Origin of the sequence: Caldimonas tepidiphila (genome assembly GCF_003569765.1) — a bacterium.
Taxonomy (GTDB): Bacteria; Pseudomonadota; Gammaproteobacteria; order Burkholderiales; family Burkholderiaceae_C; genus Caldimonas; species Caldimonas tepidiphila.
Genome location: NZ_QXMG01000001.1, coordinates 295,037 through 312,090 on the forward strand (window position 1 = coordinate 295,037; position 17,054 = coordinate 312,090).

General features: G+C 70.6%; 21 protein-coding genes and 1 tRNA gene. 15 read left to right on the top strand and 7 right to left on the bottom strand.

All coding sequences use genetic code 11. The features are described from left to right. Positions 1-20: 20 nt before the first annotated feature. The 8 genes from ispB (at position 21) to D3A59_RS05580 (ending at position 6,931) form a co-directional block, all read left to right on the top strand. A complete protein-coding gene (ispB, locus tag D3A59_RS05545) occupies positions 21-962 on the top strand; it encodes an octaprenyl diphosphate synthase (protein WP_119153893.1) in 942 nt (313 codons plus the stop codon). A 54-nt stretch (positions 963-1,016) separates the two neighbouring features. Beyond that, positions 1,017-1,093: transfer RNA gene (locus tag D3A59_RS05550), tRNA-Pro, on the top strand. A 170-nt stretch (positions 1,094-1,263) separates the two neighbouring features. Continuing rightward, positions 1,264-2,985 carry a type IV-A pilus assembly ATPase PilB gene (gene pilB / locus D3A59_RS05555; protein WP_119153894.1) on the top strand — a complete coding sequence of 574 codons (1,722 nt, stop codon included), beginning with the start codon at positions 1,264-1,266 and terminating at the stop codon, positions 2,983-2,985. Between the two features lie 38 nt (positions 2,986-3,023). Next, positions 3,024-4,244 (top strand): type II secretion system F family protein, encoded by a 1,221-nt coding sequence (locus tag D3A59_RS05560; protein WP_119153895.1) that lies wholly within the window; start codon positions 3,024-3,026, stop codon positions 4,242-4,244. Then, complete coding sequence (locus D3A59_RS05565; RefSeq protein WP_119153896.1) at positions 4,244-5,107, top strand: prepilin peptidase; 864 nt, start codon at positions 4,244-4,246, stop codon at positions 5,105-5,107. The genes D3A59_RS05560 and D3A59_RS05565 overlap by 1 nt, the downstream gene beginning before the upstream one ends. An 11-nt stretch (positions 5,108-5,118) precedes the next feature. Then, positions 5,119-5,751, top strand: coding sequence for a dephospho-CoA kinase (gene coaE, locus D3A59_RS05570; protein WP_119153897.1), 633 nt, complete (start codon positions 5,119-5,121; stop codon positions 5,749-5,751). 115 nt (positions 5,752-5,866) lie between these two features. Continuing rightward, entirely contained in the window at positions 5,867-6,622 is a 756-nt protein-coding gene (gene zapD / locus D3A59_RS05575) for a cell division protein ZapD (protein ID WP_119153898.1), read from the top strand. Positions 6,623-6,685: 63 nt separating this feature from the next. Beyond that, positions 6,686-6,931: a DNA gyrase inhibitor YacG gene (locus D3A59_RS05580; protein ID WP_119153899.1), complete on the top strand. Its 246-nt coding sequence runs from the start codon at positions 6,686-6,688 to the stop codon at positions 6,929-6,931. 25 nt (positions 6,932-6,956) lie between these two features. Here the strand turns inward: D3A59_RS05580 and D3A59_RS05585 are convergent, their stop codons facing one another. From D3A59_RS05585 to argB, 5 genes are read right to left on the bottom strand one after another with little or no spacing between them, the layout of a single operon-like run. Next, positions 6,957-7,418, bottom strand: coding sequence for an NUDIX domain-containing protein (locus D3A59_RS05585; RefSeq protein WP_119153900.1), 462 nt, complete (start codon positions 7,416-7,418; stop codon positions 6,957-6,959). Further along, a complete protein-coding gene (locus D3A59_RS05590; protein ID WP_119153901.1) occupies positions 7,411-8,346 on the bottom strand; it encodes an ATP-binding protein in 936 nt (311 codons plus the stop codon). Before D3A59_RS05590 ends, D3A59_RS05585 begins: the two co-directional genes overlap by 8 nt. Before the next feature lie 55 nt (positions 8,347-8,401). Beyond that, positions 8,402-9,079, bottom strand: coding sequence for a nucleoid occlusion factor SlmA (slmA, locus tag D3A59_RS05595; protein ID WP_119153902.1), 678 nt, complete (start codon positions 9,077-9,079; stop codon positions 8,402-8,404). 9 nt (positions 9,080-9,088) lie between these two features. Beyond that, positions 9,089-9,775 carry a pyrimidine 5'-nucleotidase gene (locus tag D3A59_RS05600; protein ID WP_119153903.1) on the bottom strand — a complete coding sequence of 229 codons (687 nt, stop codon included), beginning with the start codon at positions 9,773-9,775 and terminating at the stop codon, positions 9,089-9,091. Between the two features lie 35 nt (positions 9,776-9,810). Continuing rightward, the gene (gene argB / locus D3A59_RS05605) at positions 9,811-10,725 is read right to left on the bottom strand and encodes an acetylglutamate kinase (protein WP_119153904.1); all 915 of its coding nucleotides are present in this window, start codon (positions 10,723-10,725) and stop codon (positions 9,811-9,813) included. A 165-nt stretch (positions 10,726-10,890) separates the two neighbouring features. On the opposite strand from argB, the gene D3A59_RS05610 reads away from it, so the two are divergent. The 7 genes from D3A59_RS05610 (at position 10,891) to D3A59_RS05640 (ending at position 16,148) form a co-directional block, all read left to right on the top strand. Further along, positions 10,891-11,289: a hypothetical protein gene (locus D3A59_RS05610; protein WP_119153905.1), complete on the top strand. Its 399-nt coding sequence runs from the start codon at positions 10,891-10,893 to the stop codon at positions 11,287-11,289. A gap of 105 nt (positions 11,290-11,394) precedes the next feature. Further along, positions 11,395-11,886, top strand: coding sequence for a hypothetical protein (locus D3A59_RS05615; RefSeq protein ID WP_157991408.1), 492 nt, complete (start codon positions 11,395-11,397; stop codon positions 11,884-11,886). Next, complete coding sequence (locus D3A59_RS05620; RefSeq protein ID WP_119153907.1) at positions 11,883-13,289, top strand: TolC family protein; 1,407 nt, start codon at positions 11,883-11,885, stop codon at positions 13,287-13,289. Before D3A59_RS05615 ends, D3A59_RS05620 begins: the two co-directional genes overlap by 4 nt. 1 nt (position 13,290) lies before the next feature. Further along, positions 13,291-14,676 (top strand): multicopper oxidase family protein, encoded by a 1,386-nt coding sequence (locus D3A59_RS05625; RefSeq protein WP_119153908.1) that lies wholly within the window; start codon positions 13,291-13,293, stop codon positions 14,674-14,676. After that, positions 14,666-15,184: a cupredoxin domain-containing protein gene (locus tag D3A59_RS05630; RefSeq protein WP_119153909.1), complete on the top strand. Its 519-nt coding sequence runs from the start codon at positions 14,666-14,668 to the stop codon at positions 15,182-15,184. Before D3A59_RS05625 ends, D3A59_RS05630 begins: the two co-directional genes overlap by 11 nt. Positions 15,185-15,319: 135 nt before the next feature. After that, positions 15,320-15,790, top strand: coding sequence for a DUF411 domain-containing protein (locus D3A59_RS05635; RefSeq protein ID WP_119153910.1), 471 nt, complete (start codon positions 15,320-15,322; stop codon positions 15,788-15,790). A gap of 73 nt (positions 15,791-15,863) precedes the next feature. After that, positions 15,864-16,148 (top strand): copper-binding protein, encoded by a 285-nt coding sequence (locus D3A59_RS05640; RefSeq protein WP_119153911.1) that lies wholly within the window; start codon positions 15,864-15,866, stop codon positions 16,146-16,148. A gap of 109 nt (positions 16,149-16,257) precedes the next feature. Here the strand turns inward: D3A59_RS05640 and D3A59_RS05645 are convergent, their stop codons facing one another. Together D3A59_RS05645 and D3A59_RS05650 are read right to left on the bottom strand one after the other, a co-directional pair. Further along, complete coding sequence (locus D3A59_RS05645; RefSeq protein ID WP_119153912.1) at positions 16,258-16,527, bottom strand: HPr family phosphocarrier protein; 270 nt, start codon at positions 16,525-16,527, stop codon at positions 16,258-16,260. Then, entirely contained in the window at positions 16,496-16,942 is a 447-nt protein-coding gene (locus D3A59_RS05650) for a PTS sugar transporter subunit IIA (protein WP_119153913.1), read from the bottom strand. The genes D3A59_RS05645 and D3A59_RS05650 overlap by 32 nt, the downstream gene beginning before the upstream one ends. Positions 16,943-17,054 lie beyond the last annotated feature (112 nt).

Genomic DNA, 17,054 nt, shown 5'->3' on the forward strand with positions numbered 1-17,054 from the left:
CCGTCGACCTCGTCAGCCTCATGGCCCCGGACATGGCCGAGGTGGACGCACTGATCCGGCGCCGCCTGTCGTCCGAGGTCGCCCTGATCGACCAGATCTCCCACTACATCATCAACGCCGGCGGCAAGCGCATCCGGCCGATGCTGGTGGTGCTGGTCGCCAACGCGCTCGGTTTCCAGGGGCCGGAGCGGCACGAACTGGCGGCGGTGGTGGAATTCATCCACACCGCCACGCTGCTGCACGACGACGTCGTCGACGAGTCGGCGCTGCGCCGCGGCCGCGACACCGCCAATGCGCTGTTCGGCAACGCCGCGAGCGTGCTGGTCGGCGACTTCCTCTACTCGCGCGCCTTCCAGATGATGGTGTCGGTGGACCGCATGCGCGTGCTCGACGTGCTGGCCGAGGCGACCAACGTGATCGCCGAGGGCGAGGTGCTGCAGCTGATGAACATGCACGACCCGGGCATCTCGGTCGACGACTACCTGAAGGTCATCCGCTACAAGACCGCCAAGCTGTTCGAGGCCAGCGCCCGGCTCGGCGCCGTGCTCGCCGAGGCACCGCCCGAGGTCGAGACCGCCTGCGCCGATTTCGGCCGCGCGCTCGGCACCGCCTTCCAGCTCGTGGACGACCTGCTCGACTACGAGGGCTCGACGCAGCAGCTCGGCAAGAACGTCGGCGACGACCTGCGCGAGGGCAAGCCGACGCTGCCGCTGCTGGTGGCGATGCAGCGCGGCGACGCGGATCAGCGCGCACTGATCCGCACCGCGATCGAGCACGGCGAGGAGGAGCGCCTGCCCGAGATCCTGCAGATCGTGAAGGACACGGGGGGCCTGGACGCCACGCGCGACGCCGCCCGCACCGAGGCGGACCGCGCCCGCGCAGCAATTTCTTCACTACCCCCTTCCATCTGGCGCGAAGCTCTGTTAGAGTTATGTGCTCGGTCGGTGATGCGCTCTTTCTGAGACAGAATCGATCGGGACAGTCGGGTGCCGCAACGGTGCCGCAGTGACTGAAAACGGGGTGTAGCTTAGCCTGGTAGAGCGCTACGTTCGGGACGTAGAGGCCGGAGGTTCGAATCCTCTCACCCCGACCAGATTTCCTTGAGCCGAGAACGTCACCCGCCATTCGGCGGGCTTCTCTCACGGTCCGGCTGCTTCCGCAGGTTTACAGTCATTTACGAATCGGCGATGATTCGCCCTCCCTGCGCTCGCGCGGGGTTTTCCTTTGCTGTCACCTACTTGTGCGGATTTCGCGATACCTGACATGAACGCACCGGCGGAGATTTCGACGCCCACCCTGTCCGGCGTGGCCCGCGTGCTGGTCCATGCAGGTCGACTGGATGCCAAGCGCGCGGAAGCGCTGGCCAAGACCGCGGCGGAGAAGCGCCAGAGCTTCGTCTCTGCCGTGATCGAGGCCAATGCCGTGTCGGCGGGCGACCTGGCCCATACGCTCGCGCGCGCGTTCTCGCTGCCGCTGGTGGACCTGTCCGCGCTGGACGCGCAGCGCCTGCCCACCGGGCTGATCGAGCCCAAGCTCGCCGCCCAGTACCGCGTGCTGGTGCTGGCCAAGCGAGGCAGCCGGGTCTTCGTGGCCGGCGCCGACCCGACCGACCAGGAGGCGCTCGAGCGCATCAAGTTCGCGACGCAGCTGACGCCCGAGTGGATCATCGTCGAGCACGACAAGCTCGCGAAGCTGATCGAGGCGAGCACGGCCACCACGACGCAGTCGCTGGACGCGATCGTCGGCGACGACTTCGAGTTCGACCTCCCCGAGGAGGATGCGGCCGCGGGCAGCGACGCGTCGGAGGTCAGCAACGAGGTCGAGGACGCGCCGGTGGTGCGCTTCCTGCAGAAGATGCTGACCGACGCGATCAACATGGGCGCGTCCGACCTGCACTTCGAGCCCTACGAGTACACCTACCGGGTGCGCTTCCGCATCGACGGCGAGCTGCGCGAGATCACGCAACCGCCGATCGCGATCAAGGACAAGCTGTCCTCGCGCATCAAGGTCATCTCGCGGCTCGACATCTCGGAGAAGCGCGTGCCGCAGGACGGCCGCATGAAGCTCAAGTTCGGCTCCAAGGCGATCGACTTCCGCGTCAGCACGCTGCCCACGCTGTTCGGCGAGAAGATCGTGATCCGTATTCTCGACCCGTCCAGCGCCAAGCTCGGCATCGAGGCGCTCGGCTACGAGAAGCCCGAGAAGGAGCGGCTGCTGCACGCGATCTACCGCCCCTACGGCATGATCCTGGTGACCGGCCCGACCGGCTCGGGCAAGACGGTGTCGCTCTACACCTGCCTGAACCTGATGAACCAGCCGACGGTCAACATCTCGACCGCCGAGGACCCGGCCGAAATCAACCTGCCCGGCGTCAACCAGGTCAACGTCAACGACAAGGCCGGGCTCACGTTCGCGGCGGCGCTGAAGTCCTTCCTGCGCCAGGACCCGGACGTGATCATGGTCGGCGAGATCCGTGATCTCGAGACCGCCGACATCGCGATCAAGGCCGCCCAGACCGGCCACCTGGTGCTGTCGACGCTGCATACCAACGACGCGCCGACGACGCTCACCCGGCTGCGCAACATGGGCGTGGCGCCCTTCAACATCGCCTCCAGCGTGATCCTGATCACGGCACAGCGCCTCGCGCGGCGACTGTGCGAGAAATGCAAGGAGCCGACGACGTATCCTCGCGAGGCGATGCTCAAGGCCGGCTACTCGGACGCCGATCTCGACGACAGCTGGAAGCCGTACCGTGCGGTCGGCTGCCCGAGCTGCAACAACGGCTACAAGGGACGGGTGGGCATCTATCAGGTGATGCCGATCTCCGAGACCATGCAGCGCCTGATCCTGGCCGACGCCTCGTCGATGGACATCGCCGTCCAGGCACGCAGCGAGGACGTGCGGGATCTGCGCCAGTCGGGACTCTACAAGGTGCGCCTGGGCGTCACCACTCTTGAAGAAGTGATCTCGGTCACCAACGAATAGACCGGATCGATTGGGGAGGCGAGTTCCCCGGAGACACCATGGCAACTGCGGCAGTCGCAAAGAAGAACCCGGACCCCGTCTTCGAGTGGGAAGGCAAGGATCGCAACGGCAAGTCGGTGCGCGGCGAGATGCGCGCAGGGGGCGAGGCGGCCGTCACCGCCAGCCTGCGGCGACAGGGCGTGCTGGTCTCCAAGATCAAGAAGCGCCGCATGAAGGGCGGCGGCTCGATCAAGCAGAAGGACATCGCGATCTTCACGCGGCAGCTCGCCACGATGATGCGCGCGGGCGTTCCGATGCTGCAGTCCTTCGAGATCGTCGCGCGCGGCAGCACCAATCCCAAGCTGACCAAGCTGCTGCTCGAGATCAAGACCGACGTCGAGACCGGCACCAACCTGTCGTCCGCCTTCCGCAAGCACCCGCTGCACTTCGACGCCCTGTATTGCAACCTGGTCGAGGCCGGCGAAGCCGGCGGTATCCTGGAGGCGCTGCTCGACCGGCTGGCGGTCTATCAGGAAAAGACCATGGCCCTCAAGGGCAAGATCAAGTCGGCGCTGACCTATCCGATCGCGGTGCTGGTGGTCGCCTTCGGCGTGCTGGCCGTCATCATGATCTTCGTGATCCCGGCCTTCAAGGAAATCTTTTCCTCCTTCGGCGCCGAGCTCCCGGCCCCGACGCTGCTCGTGATGGCGATGTCGGAGTTCTTCGTCGCCTACTGGTGGGCCATCTTCGGTGGACTCGGAGGAGGCGTGTACTTCTTCATGCAGTCCTGGAAACGTTCAGAGAAGATGCAGCGCGTGATGGACCGCCTGCTGCTGAAGGTGCCGATCTTCGGCCCGCTGGTGAACAAGTCCGCGGTCGCCCGCTGGACGCGCACGCTCGCGACCATGTTCGCCGCCGGCGTGCCGCTGGTCGAGTCGCTCGACTCGGTGGGCGGCGCCGCGGGCAACGCGGTGTTCGCCGATGCCACCGAGAAGATCCAGAAGGACGTCTCGACCGGCTCCAGCCTGACCGCCGCGATGCAGACGACCGGGGTGTTCCCGACGATGGTGCTGCAGATGTGCGCGATCGGCGAGGAATCGGGCTCGATCGATCACATGCTCGGGAAGGCCGCCGACTTCTACGAGGAGGAGGTCGACGAGGCCGTCAAGGGCCTCTCCAGCCTGATGGAGCCGATCATCATCGTCGTCCTCGGCGGCCTCATCGGCGGCATCGTCGTCGCGATGTACCTGCCGATCTTCAAGCTCGGGCAGGTCGTCTGATGGAGATCGATCCCCAAATTGAGGCGTGGCTGCTGTCGCCGGCGCTGCTGGCCGTGCTCGGCCTGCTCGTCGGCAGCTTCCTGAATGTCGTGATCCACCGCCTGCCGCAGATGCTCGAGCGGCAATGGCGGCGCGACAGCGCCGAGCTGCTCGGACAGGCACCCGAGGAGCCGCAGGCGCCGCTGAGCCTGGTGGCGCCGCGCTCGCGCTGCCCGCGCTGCGGCCACGAGATCCGCTGGTACGAGAACATCCCGGTGCTGAGCTGGCTCGCGCTGCGCGGCCGCTGCTCGAGCTGCAACAACCCGATCCCGCTGCGCTACCCGCTCGTCGAACTGCTGAGCGCGCTGCTGTTCGCCGGCGTCGGCCTCACGCTCGGCCAGCAGCCCGCGGCGCTGCTGTGGTGCGGCGTGATGGCGGTGCTGCTGGCGCTGAGCTTCATCGACTGGGACACCACGCTGCTGCCCGACGACCTGACGCTGCCGCTGATGTGGGCGGGGCTCGTCGCCGCGGCCCTGGGCTGGAGCGGGCTGACGCTGTCGAGCGCGCTGTGGGGCGCGGTCGCGGGCTACATGACGCTGTGGTCGGTCTACTGGCTCTTCAAGCTCACCACCGGCAAGGAAGGCATGGGCTACGGCGACTTCAAGCTGCTGGCCGCCCTCGGCGCCTGGCTGGGCCCGGCGATGCTGCTGCCGCTGCTGATCGGCGCCTCGCTGCTCGGCGCGGTCGTCGGCCTCGTGATGAAGCTCGGCGGCTCGCTGCGCGAGGGGCGCTACGTGCCCTTCGGCCCCTTCCTCGCCGGCGCCGGCATCGCGCTGTTCTTCATCGGCGAACGCACCGTGCTCGCCTGGCTCGGCTGGCGCTGAGGGACGGCGGCATGGATCTTGCACCGCGGCGCGCCCCCGCGGTCCGCCGCGTCGGCCTGACCGGCGGCATCGGCAGCGGCAAGAGCACGGTCGCCGAACTGCTCGCGCGCCGCGGTGCCTGGATCGTCGACACCGACGCGATCTCGCGCTCGCTCACCGCGCCCGGCGGCGCTGCGATCGAGGCGCTGCGCGAGCGCTTCGGCGGGGAATTCATCGGCGCCGACGGCGCGCTCGACCGTGCGAGGATGCGCGAGCTCGTGTTCCGCGACCCGCAGGCGCGGCAGCGGCTCGAGGCGCTGCTGCATCCCCTGATCCGCCAGGAAACCCAGGCGCAGGCCGCGCGCGCCGCGCCCGGGCAGATCGTCGTCTTCGACGTGCCGCTGCTGGTCGAGTCGGGGCGCTGGCGCGAGCAGGTCGACCTGATCCTGGTGGTCGACTGCAGCGAGGAGACCCAGGTGCGGCGCGTGATGCAGCGCTCGGGACTGTCGCGCGACGCGGTGCAGCGCATCATCGCGCAGCAGGCCGGCCGCGCGCAGCGCCTGGCGGTGGCCGATGCGGTGATCGTCAACGAGGGGCTCGACCTGGAGCAGCTCGAGGCGCGCGTGCAGGCGCTGTGGGAGGACTGGCAGCGCCCGCGTGCCTGAACCGGGCGGGCACGGCGCGCCGGTCTTTTGCCGGATGACGAGGGCTGTGAAACAATCGGGCGCTTTTCCATAGCGGCCCGGCCCAGGCTTGGCGTTGTGCCCCAGGAAGCCCGCATTGATCCGCTACGAGTACCCTTTCAACGAGAGCGTCCGCACCCTGCTGCGGCTCGAACACCTGTTCGACCGCCTCGGCCAGCTGATCGCGCGCGAGCCGCCGGTGGATCACCACTTCGCGCTGCTCACGCTGTTCGAGCTGATGGAGGTCGCGGCCCGCTCGGACCTGAAGCCGGACCTGCTGCGCGAACTGGAGCGGCAGAAGGCCCAGTTCAACGGCTACCGCGGCAACCCGCAGATCTCGGAACACGCCCTCGACGAACTGGTGGCCCGCATCGACGAGGCCATCGAGGGCGTGAACCAGCTGCCCGGCAAGACGGCGCCCGTGCTGGCGGGCCACGAGTGGCTGCTGACGGTGCGCAGCCGCATCGCCGTTCCGGCCGGCACCTGCGCCTTCGACCTGCCGCTCTACCATGCCTGGCAGCACCGCGCGGCCTCCGAGCGGCGTTCCGACCTCGCGGCCTGGAGCGCGCCGCTCGCGCCGCTGGCGCAGGCCCTGCGGCTCATCCTGGGACTGCTGCGCGATTCGGGGGTACCGCATCGCGTCGTCGCCGAGCAGGGCCTGTTCCAGCAGAGCCTGCCGCCGACGCGCAGCTTCCAGCTGCTGCGCATGCGCATCGACCCGACGCTCGGCCTGGTGCCCGAGATCACCGGCCACCGGCTGATGGTGTCGATCCGGCTGATGCAGCAGGAACCGGGCGGCCGACTGCGCCCCGCCACCGACAGCGCCAGCTTCGAGCTGACGCTGTGCGCATGAAAGCTGCTGCTCCCGCTGCACCGACGCCGCCTGCCTGCCGTCCGCCCCGAGCGAGAGACCGCCATGAGTGACACCCCCCTGAAGCCGCGCCTCGTGCGCTGCCCCGCCTGCGGCGGCGACAGCCTCTACGCGACCGAGAACCCGTTCCGCCCGTTCTGCAGCCCGCGCTGCAAGAACATGGACTTCGGCGCCTGGGCGAGCGAGGCCTACCGCGTCGAGTCGCGCCCCGGTCCGGAAGACCTGCCCGAGGACCTGGGACCGGAGCCGGGCGATGCCGGGCGCGCCGCCCGGGGGCCGCGCAGCCACTGAGCCGCGGCGCGGCAGCCGCCGCCCGTCAGCCGGAATGCGTCGCGCCGGTGAAGCCGCGCTCCTCGGCGAACCACTGCAGCACCGGCACCGTGCCGGGCAGCACCGGCTGCACCTGCACCGGCAGCGCCTGCCAGGCCATCTGCTGGCGCTCGCGCATCTCGAACTCGCCCGCCCAGTCGTAGACCTTGCAGAAGTGCAGCCGCACCAGCGCGTGCGGATAGTCCATCATCTCGACCTTCCAGGGATGCGCGGCGCCGATCGTGATGCCGAGCTCCTCGTGCAGCTCGCGCCGCAACGCCTGCTCCACCGACTCGCCGGCCTCGAGCTTGCCACCCGGGAATTCCCAGTGGCCCGCGTAGACCTTGCCCTCGGGACGCGAGGTCAGCAGGAAGCGACCCTCGGCGCCTTGCGCATCGCGCTCGATCAGCACGCCGACGGCGACGTCGACCGGCGTGCGCCCGCCGGCCTGCAGCGTCGGCTCAGACATGGTCCAGCCCCTCCGGCACCTCGGCCGACACCGCCGGTGCCGCGGGCGCAGCTGCGGGCGACACCGCGCGCCCGGCGAAATCCTTCGCGAACTGGTAGGCGACGCGGCCCGAGCGCGAGCCGCGCTCGAGCGCCCACACCAGCGAGGCCTGGCGCGCCGCCGGCAGCGCCTCCTCGGGCACGCCGAGGTTGCGCAGCCACTGCTCGACGATCGCCAGGTACTCCTGCTGGCTGAAGGGATAGAAGCTGATCCACAGCCCGAAGCGCTCGGACAGCGAGATCTTCTCCTCCACCACCTCGCCGGGATGCACCTCGCCGTCCTCGGTGTGCTTGTAGCTGAGGTTGTCCCGCATGTACTCGGGCAGCAGGTGGCGCCGGTTCGAGGTGGCGTAGATCAGCACGTTCGGCGTCGCGGCGGCCACCGAGCCGTCGAGGATGGACTTCAGCGCCTTGTAGCCCGGCTCGCCCTCGTCGAAGCTCAGGTCGTCGCAGTAGACGATGAAGCGCTCGGGCCGCCCGGCCACCAGCTCGACGAGGTCGGGCAGGTCCACCAGGTCCGCCTTGTCGACCTCGATCAGCCGCAGTCCCTGCGGCGCGAACTCGTGCAGGCAGGCGCGGATCAGCGAGCTCTTGCCGGTGCCGCGCGCGCCGGTCAGCAGCACGTTGTTGGCGCTGCGCCCGGCGACGAACTGCTCGGTGTTGCGCAGCAGCCGCTCCTTCTGGCCGTCCACCTCCCGGAGGTCGGCGAGCCGGATCAGGCCGACATGGCGCACCGGCTCGAGCAGGCCGCGCCCGGCGCGCTTGCGGTAGCGGAAGGCCACCGAGGCCTGCCAGTCGGGCGCCGCGAGCGGCTGCGGCAGCACGGCCTCCAGACGCGACAGCAGCCCTTCGGCGCGCAGGAGCAGGGATTCAAGCGATGCGGAACTCATGGGGTCTCCCGGGTGAGCCGCGCAGTGTAGCGACCGGCCGGCGCCCCGTGCGGCCTCAGCGGCTCAGCAGCGCCAGGCCCAGGTCCAGGTGCTCGGTCGGCAGCCGCCTGAAGCCCGAGCGGGCATAGCGTTGCAGCCGCCCGAGCAGCAGGCTCGTGAGCGCCGAGGCGCGTGCCTGTGCCTCCACCGTCGGCGTCTCGGCGCCCGCCGCGTCGAGGGCGGGACGCAGGCTCTGGCGCAACTGCGCCTCGACGCGGTCGAAGAACTGGTTCATGCGCGTCTGCAGCCGCTCGTGCTCGTAGACCAGCGCATCGCCGACCATCACGCGGGCCATGCCCGGGTTCTTCTCGCCGAACTGCAGCACCACCGCCGCGATGCGCTGCGCCTGCACGCGGCCGTCTTCCTCGCGCTCGGTGATCTGGTTGACGAGCGAGAAGACGCTGTGCTCGATGAAGTCGATCAGGCCCTCGAACATCTGGGCCTTGCTCGCGAAGTGGCGGTAGAGCGCCGCCTCGCTCACCTCGAGCCGCGCCGCGAGCGCCGCGGTCGTGATGCGCTCGGCGCCCGGCTGCTCCAGCATCGCGGCGAGCGTCTGCAGGATCTGGATGCGTCGTTCGCCCGGTTTGAGCCGACGGCGCACCGGCACCGGGGCGGCGGTTTCGGTAGAGGGTGCCTCCTCGGCACGCTCGGGGTCGAGTTCGAGAGCTGCCGGCTCCAACACTTGCTCGGACATCGAGAATCCTCAGATTTTTAGTAACTTTTGTAGCGAACGGATTCTCGCACAGACATAGGCCGGTTTTCGGCGCAAGTGAACGCCAACCTCGGGATCCGTGCGACAAGCACGGAGATAGCGTTGCATCCACACGGTGCGCATGCCGACGCGGCGCGCCGCCTTCTGGTGCTCGAGCGTGTCCTCGACCAGCACGCAGCGCGAGGCCGGCACCTTCAGCCGCGCCGCGACGAAGCGCAGCATGCGGGCGTCGGGCTTGGGTCGCCACTGGCCGAACATGCGCATCCTCTCGATGCTGAGGATGCCCTCGAAGTGCTCGGCGAGCCCGAGCGCGGTGAGCACGCGGCGCGCATAGCCCGCCGGCGCGTTGGTCAGCACGAAGCGCCGCCCCGGCAGGCGGGCGAGCACCGCGCGGTCGTGCGCATGGCTGCTCAAACCCGGCTCGATGCCGGGCAGGCGGTGCGTGTCCTCGAGGAAATGCGCGGCGCGGATGCCGTGGTGGCGCGCGAGGCCGAGCAGCGTCGCGCCGTAGCGCTGCCAGTAGTGCTGGCGCAGCCGCTGCGCCTCGGCCTCGTCGACGCTGAGCTCGCGCACGATGAACGCGGTCATCGCCGCGTTGATCGCCGGGAAGCAGGCGCGCGAGGCGTCGTGCAGCGTGTTGTCGAGGTCGAACAGCCACACGGTGCGCGGCTGCGCCATGCGGCCGCGTCCGCCCCCCGCGGTCGGCCTGCCGCTCAATGCGAGCGGATCATCGTGCCGTAGGCCTGCTCGGTCAGGATCTCGAGCAGCATCGCGTGCGGCACGCGGCCGTCGATGATGTGCACCGCGTTGACGCCGCTCCTGGCCGCATCGAGCGCCGAGGCGATCTTGGGCAGCATGCCGCCGGAGATCGTGCCGTCGGCGAACAGCGCGTCGATCTCGCGCGCCGAGAGATCGGTCAGCAACTGGCCGCTCTTGTCGAGCACGCCCGGCGTGTTGGTCAGCAGCATCAGCTTCTCGGCCTTGAGCACCTCGGCGAGCTTGCCGGCGACGACGTCGGCATTGATGTTGTAGCTCTCGTTGCTCTCGCCGAAGCCGATCGGCGAGATCACCGGGATGAACTGGTCATCCTGCAGCGCCTTCACGACGCTCGGGTCGATCGCGACGATCTCGCCGACCTGGCCGACGTCGTGCTCCTTGCTCGGGTCGTCGCGGTCCTTGAGCTTGAGCTTGGTCGCCCGGATCATGCCGCCGTCGCGGCCGGTCAGGCCCACCGCCTTGCCACCCACCGCGTTGATCAGGCCGACGATGTCCTGCTGCACCTCGCCGGCGAGCACCCACTCGACGACTTCCATCGTCTCCTCGTCGGTGACGCGCATGCCCTGCACGAAGGTGCCCTTCTTGCCGACCTTCGCGAGCGCCTCGTCGATCTGCGGGCCGCCGCCATGCACGACGACCGGGTTCATGCCGACGAGCTTGAGCAGCACGATGTCCTCGGCGAAATCCTGCTGCAGCGCCGGGTCGGTCATGGCGTTGCCGCCGTACTTGATCACCATGGTCTTGCCATGGAACTTGCGGATGTAGGGCAGCGCCTGGGCCAGGATCTCGGCCTTGTCGCGCGGGTTGATGTGCGAAATGTCGGCGGGTGCGCCGGTGGCCTGGGCGTTCATGCGCGGCAACTCCGGAAAAACACGGGTGGAAAAGATCGCAGGATTGTAGGTGCCGGCCGCCCCGCCGAGTCGCCCGCGAGGGAACCGGGCGCCCGCAGGACGGTGAAGAATGCCCGCTCACCCGGCGACGGGCCCGCCCTTGCAGGCTTGCCTATACTTGCGCCCATGCCCTGGCGCCTCGTCCTGTTGTGGTTGTGCATCGCCCTGCTGCCCCTGCGCGGCTGGGCGGGCGTCGCCATGCCGGCGCCCGCGGCGGCCGCGCCTGCCGCGGCGGTCCAGGAGGCGGCAGCCCGGCCTTGCCACGGCGCGGCCGCGGTCGAGAACCTGCAGGAAGAATTCCACGAACATCGCCACGGCGCGACGGCGCACGCCGACGCTGCCGCCTCGATGCAGCCGGGCGCGGGCACCTGCGCGCTGTGCGACATCTGCCATGGCGCGGTCGCGCCGCCGGTGCTGGCCTTCGAGGGCTTCGCGCCGATGAATCCGGGCGCGCCACCCGCCTGGGAGCCGCGGTCGCCCGGCCGGCTGGCCACGCACGAGTTGTTCCGACCTCCCCGCGCCTGATCGCCGAGACGCGTCGCGCGCCCCGTGCCGCGACGCCCGACGCCGGCCTGCCGCTTTTTCCGGCCTGGCCGTCCCGTGCCGCCCCGCCTGTCGCCCCGACACGCGGTGCGCACGCTGTCCCGGAGCGATCCGTCGATGAATCCCATTCCTTTGCGGCCGGCCCTCGCGCTGGCATTCGCGGCCCTGGCCCTCGCGCTGCCGGTCCGCGCCGAAATCCCCTACCGCTCGGCCTTCGAGGCGGTGCGTCCCCACACCGATCCGCAGGCCCTCGGCTGGCGCGCCGCCAACGAGCAGGTGGCGGCGCTCGGCGGCCACGCGGGTCACCTGCGGGCCGCGGCCGCACCCGCGGCGCCCGCCACGCAGCCGCAAGACAGCCCTCCGGCCGGCACGCCGGCACCCGCAACGCAGCAGCCGGTACACGGCGCTCACGGCGCCTCGGGCGAGCGCACCGCCGCAGGCGAAGGCGGCATGCCGGCTTGCCCGATGCACGCGCAGATGCCTGCCCAAATTCACGGGCAGATGCACGGACAGATGCACGGCAAGACGCAGGGCATGCGCTGCCATGGCGGCGCGCCGCAAGCCGGAGGCGTGCGATGAGGAGAGGACCCGCCTTCAGGCTCGCCGTGCCGGTGCTGGCCGCGCTGCTGGCCGGCTGCGCCTCGCTCGACCCCGGGCAGGCCACCGGCGAGGCCTCGCGCCGCATCGAGCCGCTCGCCGGCGAGGGCGTGGCCCTGTCGCGCGACGCCGCGGACCGCGCCGCGCGCGAGGCTCGCGTCGCGCAATGGCTGGCCGCGCCGCTCGCCCAGGACGACGCGGTGCGGCTCGCGCTCGTCAACAGCCCGGCGCTGCAGTCGATGCTGGCCGCGAGCTGGGCCGCGCAGGCTGAGGCGCGCCAGGGCGGGCGGCTGCCCAACCCGCGGCTCGCGCTCGAGCGCCTGGTGCAAGGGCACGACGTCGAGATCGGCCGCGCGCTGAGCTTCGGCCTGCTCGACCTGCTGACGCTGCCGCTGCGCCAGCGCGCCGCGACGCAGGCGATCGAGGCCGAGCGCCTGCGCCTGGCGCAGGAGGTGCTCGCGCTCGGCCTGCAGGTGCGCCAGCAGTGGGTGCGCGCGGTCGCGGCGCAGCAGCTGCAGCACTACCACGCCGAGGTGCAGGAGGCGGCCGAGGCCGCCGCCGAGCTCGCGCGCCGCATGCAGGCGGTCGGCAACTGGAGCCGGCTGCAGCGCGCGCGCGAGCAGGCCTTCCACTCCGAGGCCAGCGCGGGTCTGGCGCGCGCGCGCCAGGCCGCGCTCGCCGAGCGCGAGGCGCTGGTGCGCCTGCTCGGGCTCGACGCGGCGCAGGCGCAGTCGCTGCGGCTGCCCGAGCGCCTCGCGGAGCTGCCGAAGCAGCCGATCTCCGCCGAGGCGGTGCTCGCGTCGGCCAAGGAGGACCGGCTCGACCTGCGGCTCGCGCGCCAGCGCCTCGCCGCCGCGCAGCGCGCCGAGGGCAGCACGCGCTGGAGCAGCGTCGGCGACCTGGAGCTCGCCTACATCCGCAACAGCGAGACGCACGAACCGGTGCAGCGCGGCTGGGAGCTCGAGATCGCGCTGCCGCTGTTCGACCTCGGCGACGCGCGCCGCGCCGGCGCGTCCGCGCAGACGCTCGCCGCGCTCGCGCAGCTGCGGCAGGTGCAGCTCGAGACCGCCTCGCAACTGCGCGAGCGCTACCACGCCTGGCGCAGCGCGCACGACATCGCGCGCCACTACCGCGACGAGCTGGTGCCGCTGCGCAAGACCATCGCCGAGGAGATGCTGCTGCGCTACAACGGCATGCTCGTCGGCGTGTTCGAGCTGCTGGCCGACGCACGCGAGCAGCGCGCCAGCGTGATCGCCGCGATCGAGGCGCAGCGCGACTTCTGGCTCGCCGACGCGGCGCTCGAGGCCGCGCGGCTCGGCGCGCCGCTCGCGCCCGCCCCCCTCTCCGCGCCAGGTGCCGCGGCGACCGCCCCCCAAGGACACTGAGATGACGACGAGACGACTCTTCCTCGGCGGCGCGGCGCTCGCCGCCGCCGCCGTCGGCCGCGCGGCGATGGCCGCGCTGCCCGAGCCGGTGCTGCGCACCGACACCGCTTCCGCGCCTCCGCTCGAGCCCTCGGCCGGGCGGCCCTACCGGCCGGTCGTGACGCTCAACGGCTGGAGCCTGCCCTTCCGCATGAACCAGGGCGTGAAGGAGTTCCACCTGGTGGCCGAGCCCGTGATCCGCGAGTTCGCGCCGGGCATGAAGGCGCAGCTGTGGGGCTACAACGGCTCCTCGCCCGGCCCGACCATCGAGGTGGTCGAGGGCGACCGCGTGCGCATCTTCGTCACCAACCGCCTGCCCGAGCACCACGCGGTGCACTGGCACGGCCAGCGCCTGCCCAACGGCATGGACGGCGTCGGCGGCCTCACGCAGCCGCACATCCCGCCCGGCAAGACCTTCGTCTACGAGTTCGAGGCGCGGCGCCCCGGCACCTTCATGTACCACCCGCATGCCGACGAGATGACGCAGATGGCGATGGGCATGATGGGCTTCTGGATCACGCACCCGAAGGACCCGAAGCGCACGCCCGGCTACGCCGACTGCGACCGCGACTTCGTGTTCCTTCTCAACGCCTTCGACATCGAGCCCGGCAGCGCGACGCCGAAGGTCAACACGATGCTCGACTTCAACCTCTGGTGCTTCAACAGCCGCGTCTTCCCGGCCATCGACCCGATGGTGTGCCGGCTCGGCGACCGCGTGCGCATCCGCGTCGGCAACCTGACGATGACCAACCACCCGATGCACCTGCACGGGCACGAGTTCGTCGTCGCCGGCACCGACGGCGGCTGGACGCCGCCCGGGTCGCGCTGGCCCGAGATCACCGCCGACATCGCGGTCGGGCAGATGCGCGCGCTGGAGTTCATCGCCGACGAGCCCGGCGACTGGGCCTTCCACTGCCACAAGAGCCACCACACGATGAACGCGATGGGCCACGACGTGCCGACGATGATCGGCGTCGACCACCGCGAGGTGGTGCAGAAGATCCAGAAGCTGATCCCCGACTACATGGTGATGGGCGAGCGCGGCATGGCCGACATGGGCGAGATGGAGATGCCGCTGCCCGACAACACGCTGCCGATGATGACCGGCACCGGCCCCTTCGGCGCGCTCGAGATGGGCGGCATGTTCACCACCGTCAAGGTGCGCGAGGGCCTCGCGCGCAACGACTGGCGCGACCCCGGCCACTACCGGCACCCGGCCGGCACCGTGGCCTACGAATGGAGCGGCGCCACGCCGGCGCCGGCGCGTGCCGCCGCGCCGGCCTCCGCCTCTGACAACCCGCCGCTGCGCGCACGCAAGCCGCGCGAAGGAGAACCCCATGCGCATTGATCTTTCCCTGCTGCGTCCGGCGCTCGCCGCCGGCCTGTGCACCGCACTGCTCGCGGCGCTGCCCGCCGCCGCGCTCGCGCACGGCGCCGCCGGCCATGCGCCGAAGGCGGCAACGGCTGCTCCGTCGACCGAGTCCTACCCCTGGGGCCGCGAGGGCCGCGCCGCCGACGTGACGCGCACCATCGAGGTCGACATGAAGGACGCGCTGCGCTTCGTGCCGGGCGAGCTGCGCTTCAGGCGCGGCGAGACGGTGCGCCTGGTGGTGCACAACAGCGGTCGGGTGATGCACGAGCTGGTGCTGGGCACCGAGGCCGAGCTCAAGCGCCATGCCGAGCTGATGAAGCAGCACCCCGGCATGGAGCACGACGAGCCCTACATGGCGCACGTCGCGCCGGGCGAGCGCGCCGAGATCGTCTGGACCTTCGACAAGCCCGGCCGCTTCATGTACGGCTGCCTGCTGCCCGGGCACTTCGAGGGCGGCATGGTCGGCCGCATCGTCGTGCGATGAACCTGCCGCCGATGCGCAGGCGCCGCGATCCGTGAGCGTTTGCGCACTGTTTCGTGCACTGATTGAACCCTCGGCACGCGCACCGGCTCCAATGCCGGAGCGGCCCGCGTGCCGACATCCCCCGAGGAGTTCCCGATGAATTCACGCCGCCAGTTCCTTCTCGGCGCCACGGCCGCCGCGACCGCGCTCGCGCTCGGCCCGGCGCTCGCCGCGCCGGCGAAGCCGCAGATCGAGGTCTGGAAGTCGCCCAGCTGCGGCTGCTGCCAAGGCTGGGTCGAGCACCTGGAGAAGAACGGCTTCGAGGTCAAGGTCAACGACGTGCCGGGCCCGGCCGACTATCGCGAGAAGTTCGGCCTCGCCGCGCAGTACGGCTCCTGCCACACCGCCAAGGTCGGCGGCTACGTGCTCGAGGGCCATGTGCCGGCGCGCGAGATCCACCGGCTGCTGAAGGAGAAGCCGCAGGCGCTCGGCCTCGCGGTGCCCGGCATGCCGGTCGGCTCGCCCGGCATGGAGGTCGAGAGCGGCCGCGTCGACGCCTACGAGGTGCTGCTCGTCACGAAGGACAACCGCGCCAGCGTCTACCAGCGCTACGCCGCCAAGGCTTGAGCCGCGGCGAGGCGCCCCCAACTACCGATGAGGCGCGCGGCCGCGCCGCGCCCGAGAACCCTGGAATCCCGAGATGAAGAAGCTGATTTCCCTGATGATCGCCCTGCTCGGCGCCACCGGCGCCTTCGCGCAGTCCCCGCTCTCCGAGGGCGAGGTGCGCAAGATCGACAAGGAGCAGGGCAAGGTCACGATCAAGCACGGCGAGATCAAGAACCTCGACATGCCGCCGATGACGATGGTCTTCCGCGCCCAGCCGCCTGCGCTGGTGGACAAGGTGCAGGTCGGCGACAAGGTGCGCTTCCAGGCCGAGAAGGTCAACGGCACCTACACCGTCACCGCGCTCGAGCGCGCGCAGTAAGAAGCGCGACATCCTCCGGCGGGGCCGCCGCGTCGTCCCGCCCGCCGCGCAGGGGCCCGCAGCTCCTGCCTGTGCGCCGCCGAACCTGCGTGGCGCGCCTCTTCCCCGCCTATTCGCCCTCGCCGAACTTGTCGTCGATCAGCGCGACGAGCGCGTCCATCGCGGGCTGCTCGTCCGGGCCGCTGACCTCGATCTCGACCTCGGTGCCGAGGCCGGCGGCCAGCATCATCACCCCCATGATGCTCTTGGCGTTGACGCGCCGCCCGTTGCGGCTCATGAAGACATCGCTCTTGAAGGAGCCGGCGAGCTTGGTGAGCTTGGCCGAGGCCCGCGCGTGCAGGCCGAGCTTATTGCTGATCTTGATGGTGCGCTGGATCATGTCCCGGTTTCTGGGCTTGGTTCTGGGGCCGGGCCGTCGCGACCTGCATCACGCCCTGCGTGGCACCGGCCAGTGCGCGCGTGAGGACCATGTCCAGCGACTCGTGCTGGTAGCACAGCGTGCGCCAGAGCATCGGCACGTTGACGCCCGAGACCACCTTGACCTGCACGCCGTCGGCGAGCCGCTGCGCGACGTTGCAGGGCGTCGCGCCGAACACGTCGGTGAGGATCAGGGCCTCGGGCTGGAGCACCCGCTCGAGCAGCGCGCGCGCCTGCGTCTCGGTCTCCTCCGGAGACGCGTCGGGCTGCACGTCCAGCGTCTCGAGCGTGGCCGCGCACTCCGGGAAGGTGTGGTGCGCGCAGGCCTTCAGGGCGCTGGCCAGCGGGGCATGGGCGATGATGAGGATGCCGGTCATGGTGGGGTCAAGCTGGGGGATTATGGGCCGATGCGTGCGCCGGGGACGCCTTTGCGCCCCGCGCCGATGCGCAAGGGTCGCGCAAATGCGACAGCCGCGCCGCCGCGCGGGC

Bases quoted from the DNA above. Each gene is read 5' to 3' on its own strand.
- ispB (WP_119153893.1), top strand. From the start codon at position 21: ATGGCCCCGGACATGGCCGAGGTGGACGCACTGATCCGGCGCCGCCTG.
- pilB (WP_119153894.1), top strand. From the start codon at position 1,264: ATGAACGCACCGGCGGAGATTTCGACGCCCACCCTGTCCGGCGTGGCC.
- D3A59_RS05560 (WP_119153895.1), top strand. From the start codon at position 3,024: ATGGCAACTGCGGCAGTCGCAAAGAAGAACCCGGACCCCGTCTTCGAG.
- D3A59_RS05565 (WP_119153896.1), top strand. From the start codon at position 4,244: ATGGAGATCGATCCCCAAATTGAGGCGTGGCTGCTGTCGCCGGCGCTG.
- coaE (WP_119153897.1), top strand. From the start codon at position 5,119: ATGGATCTTGCACCGCGGCGCGCCCCCGCGGTCCGCCGCGTCGGCCTG.
- D3A59_RS05580 (WP_119153899.1), top strand. From the start codon at position 6,686: ATGAGTGACACCCCCCTGAAGCCGCGCCTCGTGCGCTGCCCCGCCTGC.
- D3A59_RS05585 (WP_119153900.1), bottom strand. From the start codon at position 7,418: ATGTCTGAGCCGACGCTGCAGGCCGGCGGGCGCACGCCGGTCGACGTC.
- D3A59_RS05590 (WP_119153901.1), bottom strand. From the start codon at position 8,346: ATGAGTTCCGCATCGCTTGAATCCCTGCTCCTGCGCGCCGAAGGGCTG.
- slmA (WP_119153902.1), bottom strand. From the start codon at position 9,079: ATGTCCGAGCAAGTGTTGGAGCCGGCAGCTCTCGAACTCGACCCCGAG.
- D3A59_RS05600 (WP_119153903.1), bottom strand. From the start codon at position 9,775: ATGGCGCAGCCGCGCACCGTGTGGCTGTTCGACCTCGACAACACGCTG.
- argB (WP_119153904.1), bottom strand. From the start codon at position 10,725: ATGAACGCCCAGGCCACCGGCGCACCCGCCGACATTTCGCACATCAAC.
- D3A59_RS05610 (WP_119153905.1), top strand. From the start codon at position 10,891: ATGCCCTGGCGCCTCGTCCTGTTGTGGTTGTGCATCGCCCTGCTGCCC.
- D3A59_RS05620 (WP_119153907.1), top strand. From the start codon at position 11,883: ATGAGGAGAGGACCCGCCTTCAGGCTCGCCGTGCCGGTGCTGGCCGCG.
- D3A59_RS05625 (WP_119153908.1), top strand. From the start codon at position 13,291: ATGACGACGAGACGACTCTTCCTCGGCGGCGCGGCGCTCGCCGCCGCC.
- D3A59_RS05630 (WP_119153909.1), top strand. From the start codon at position 14,666: ATGCGCATTGATCTTTCCCTGCTGCGTCCGGCGCTCGCCGCCGGCCTG.
- D3A59_RS05635 (WP_119153910.1), top strand. From the start codon at position 15,320: ATGAATTCACGCCGCCAGTTCCTTCTCGGCGCCACGGCCGCCGCGACC.
- D3A59_RS05640 (WP_119153911.1), top strand. From the start codon at position 15,864: ATGAAGAAGCTGATTTCCCTGATGATCGCCCTGCTCGGCGCCACCGGC.
- D3A59_RS05645 (WP_119153912.1), bottom strand. From the start codon at position 16,527: ATGATCCAGCGCACCATCAAGATCAGCAATAAGCTCGGCCTGCACGCG.
- D3A59_RS05650 (WP_119153913.1), bottom strand. From the start codon at position 16,942: ATGACCGGCATCCTCATCATCGCCCATGCCCCGCTGGCCAGCGCCCTG.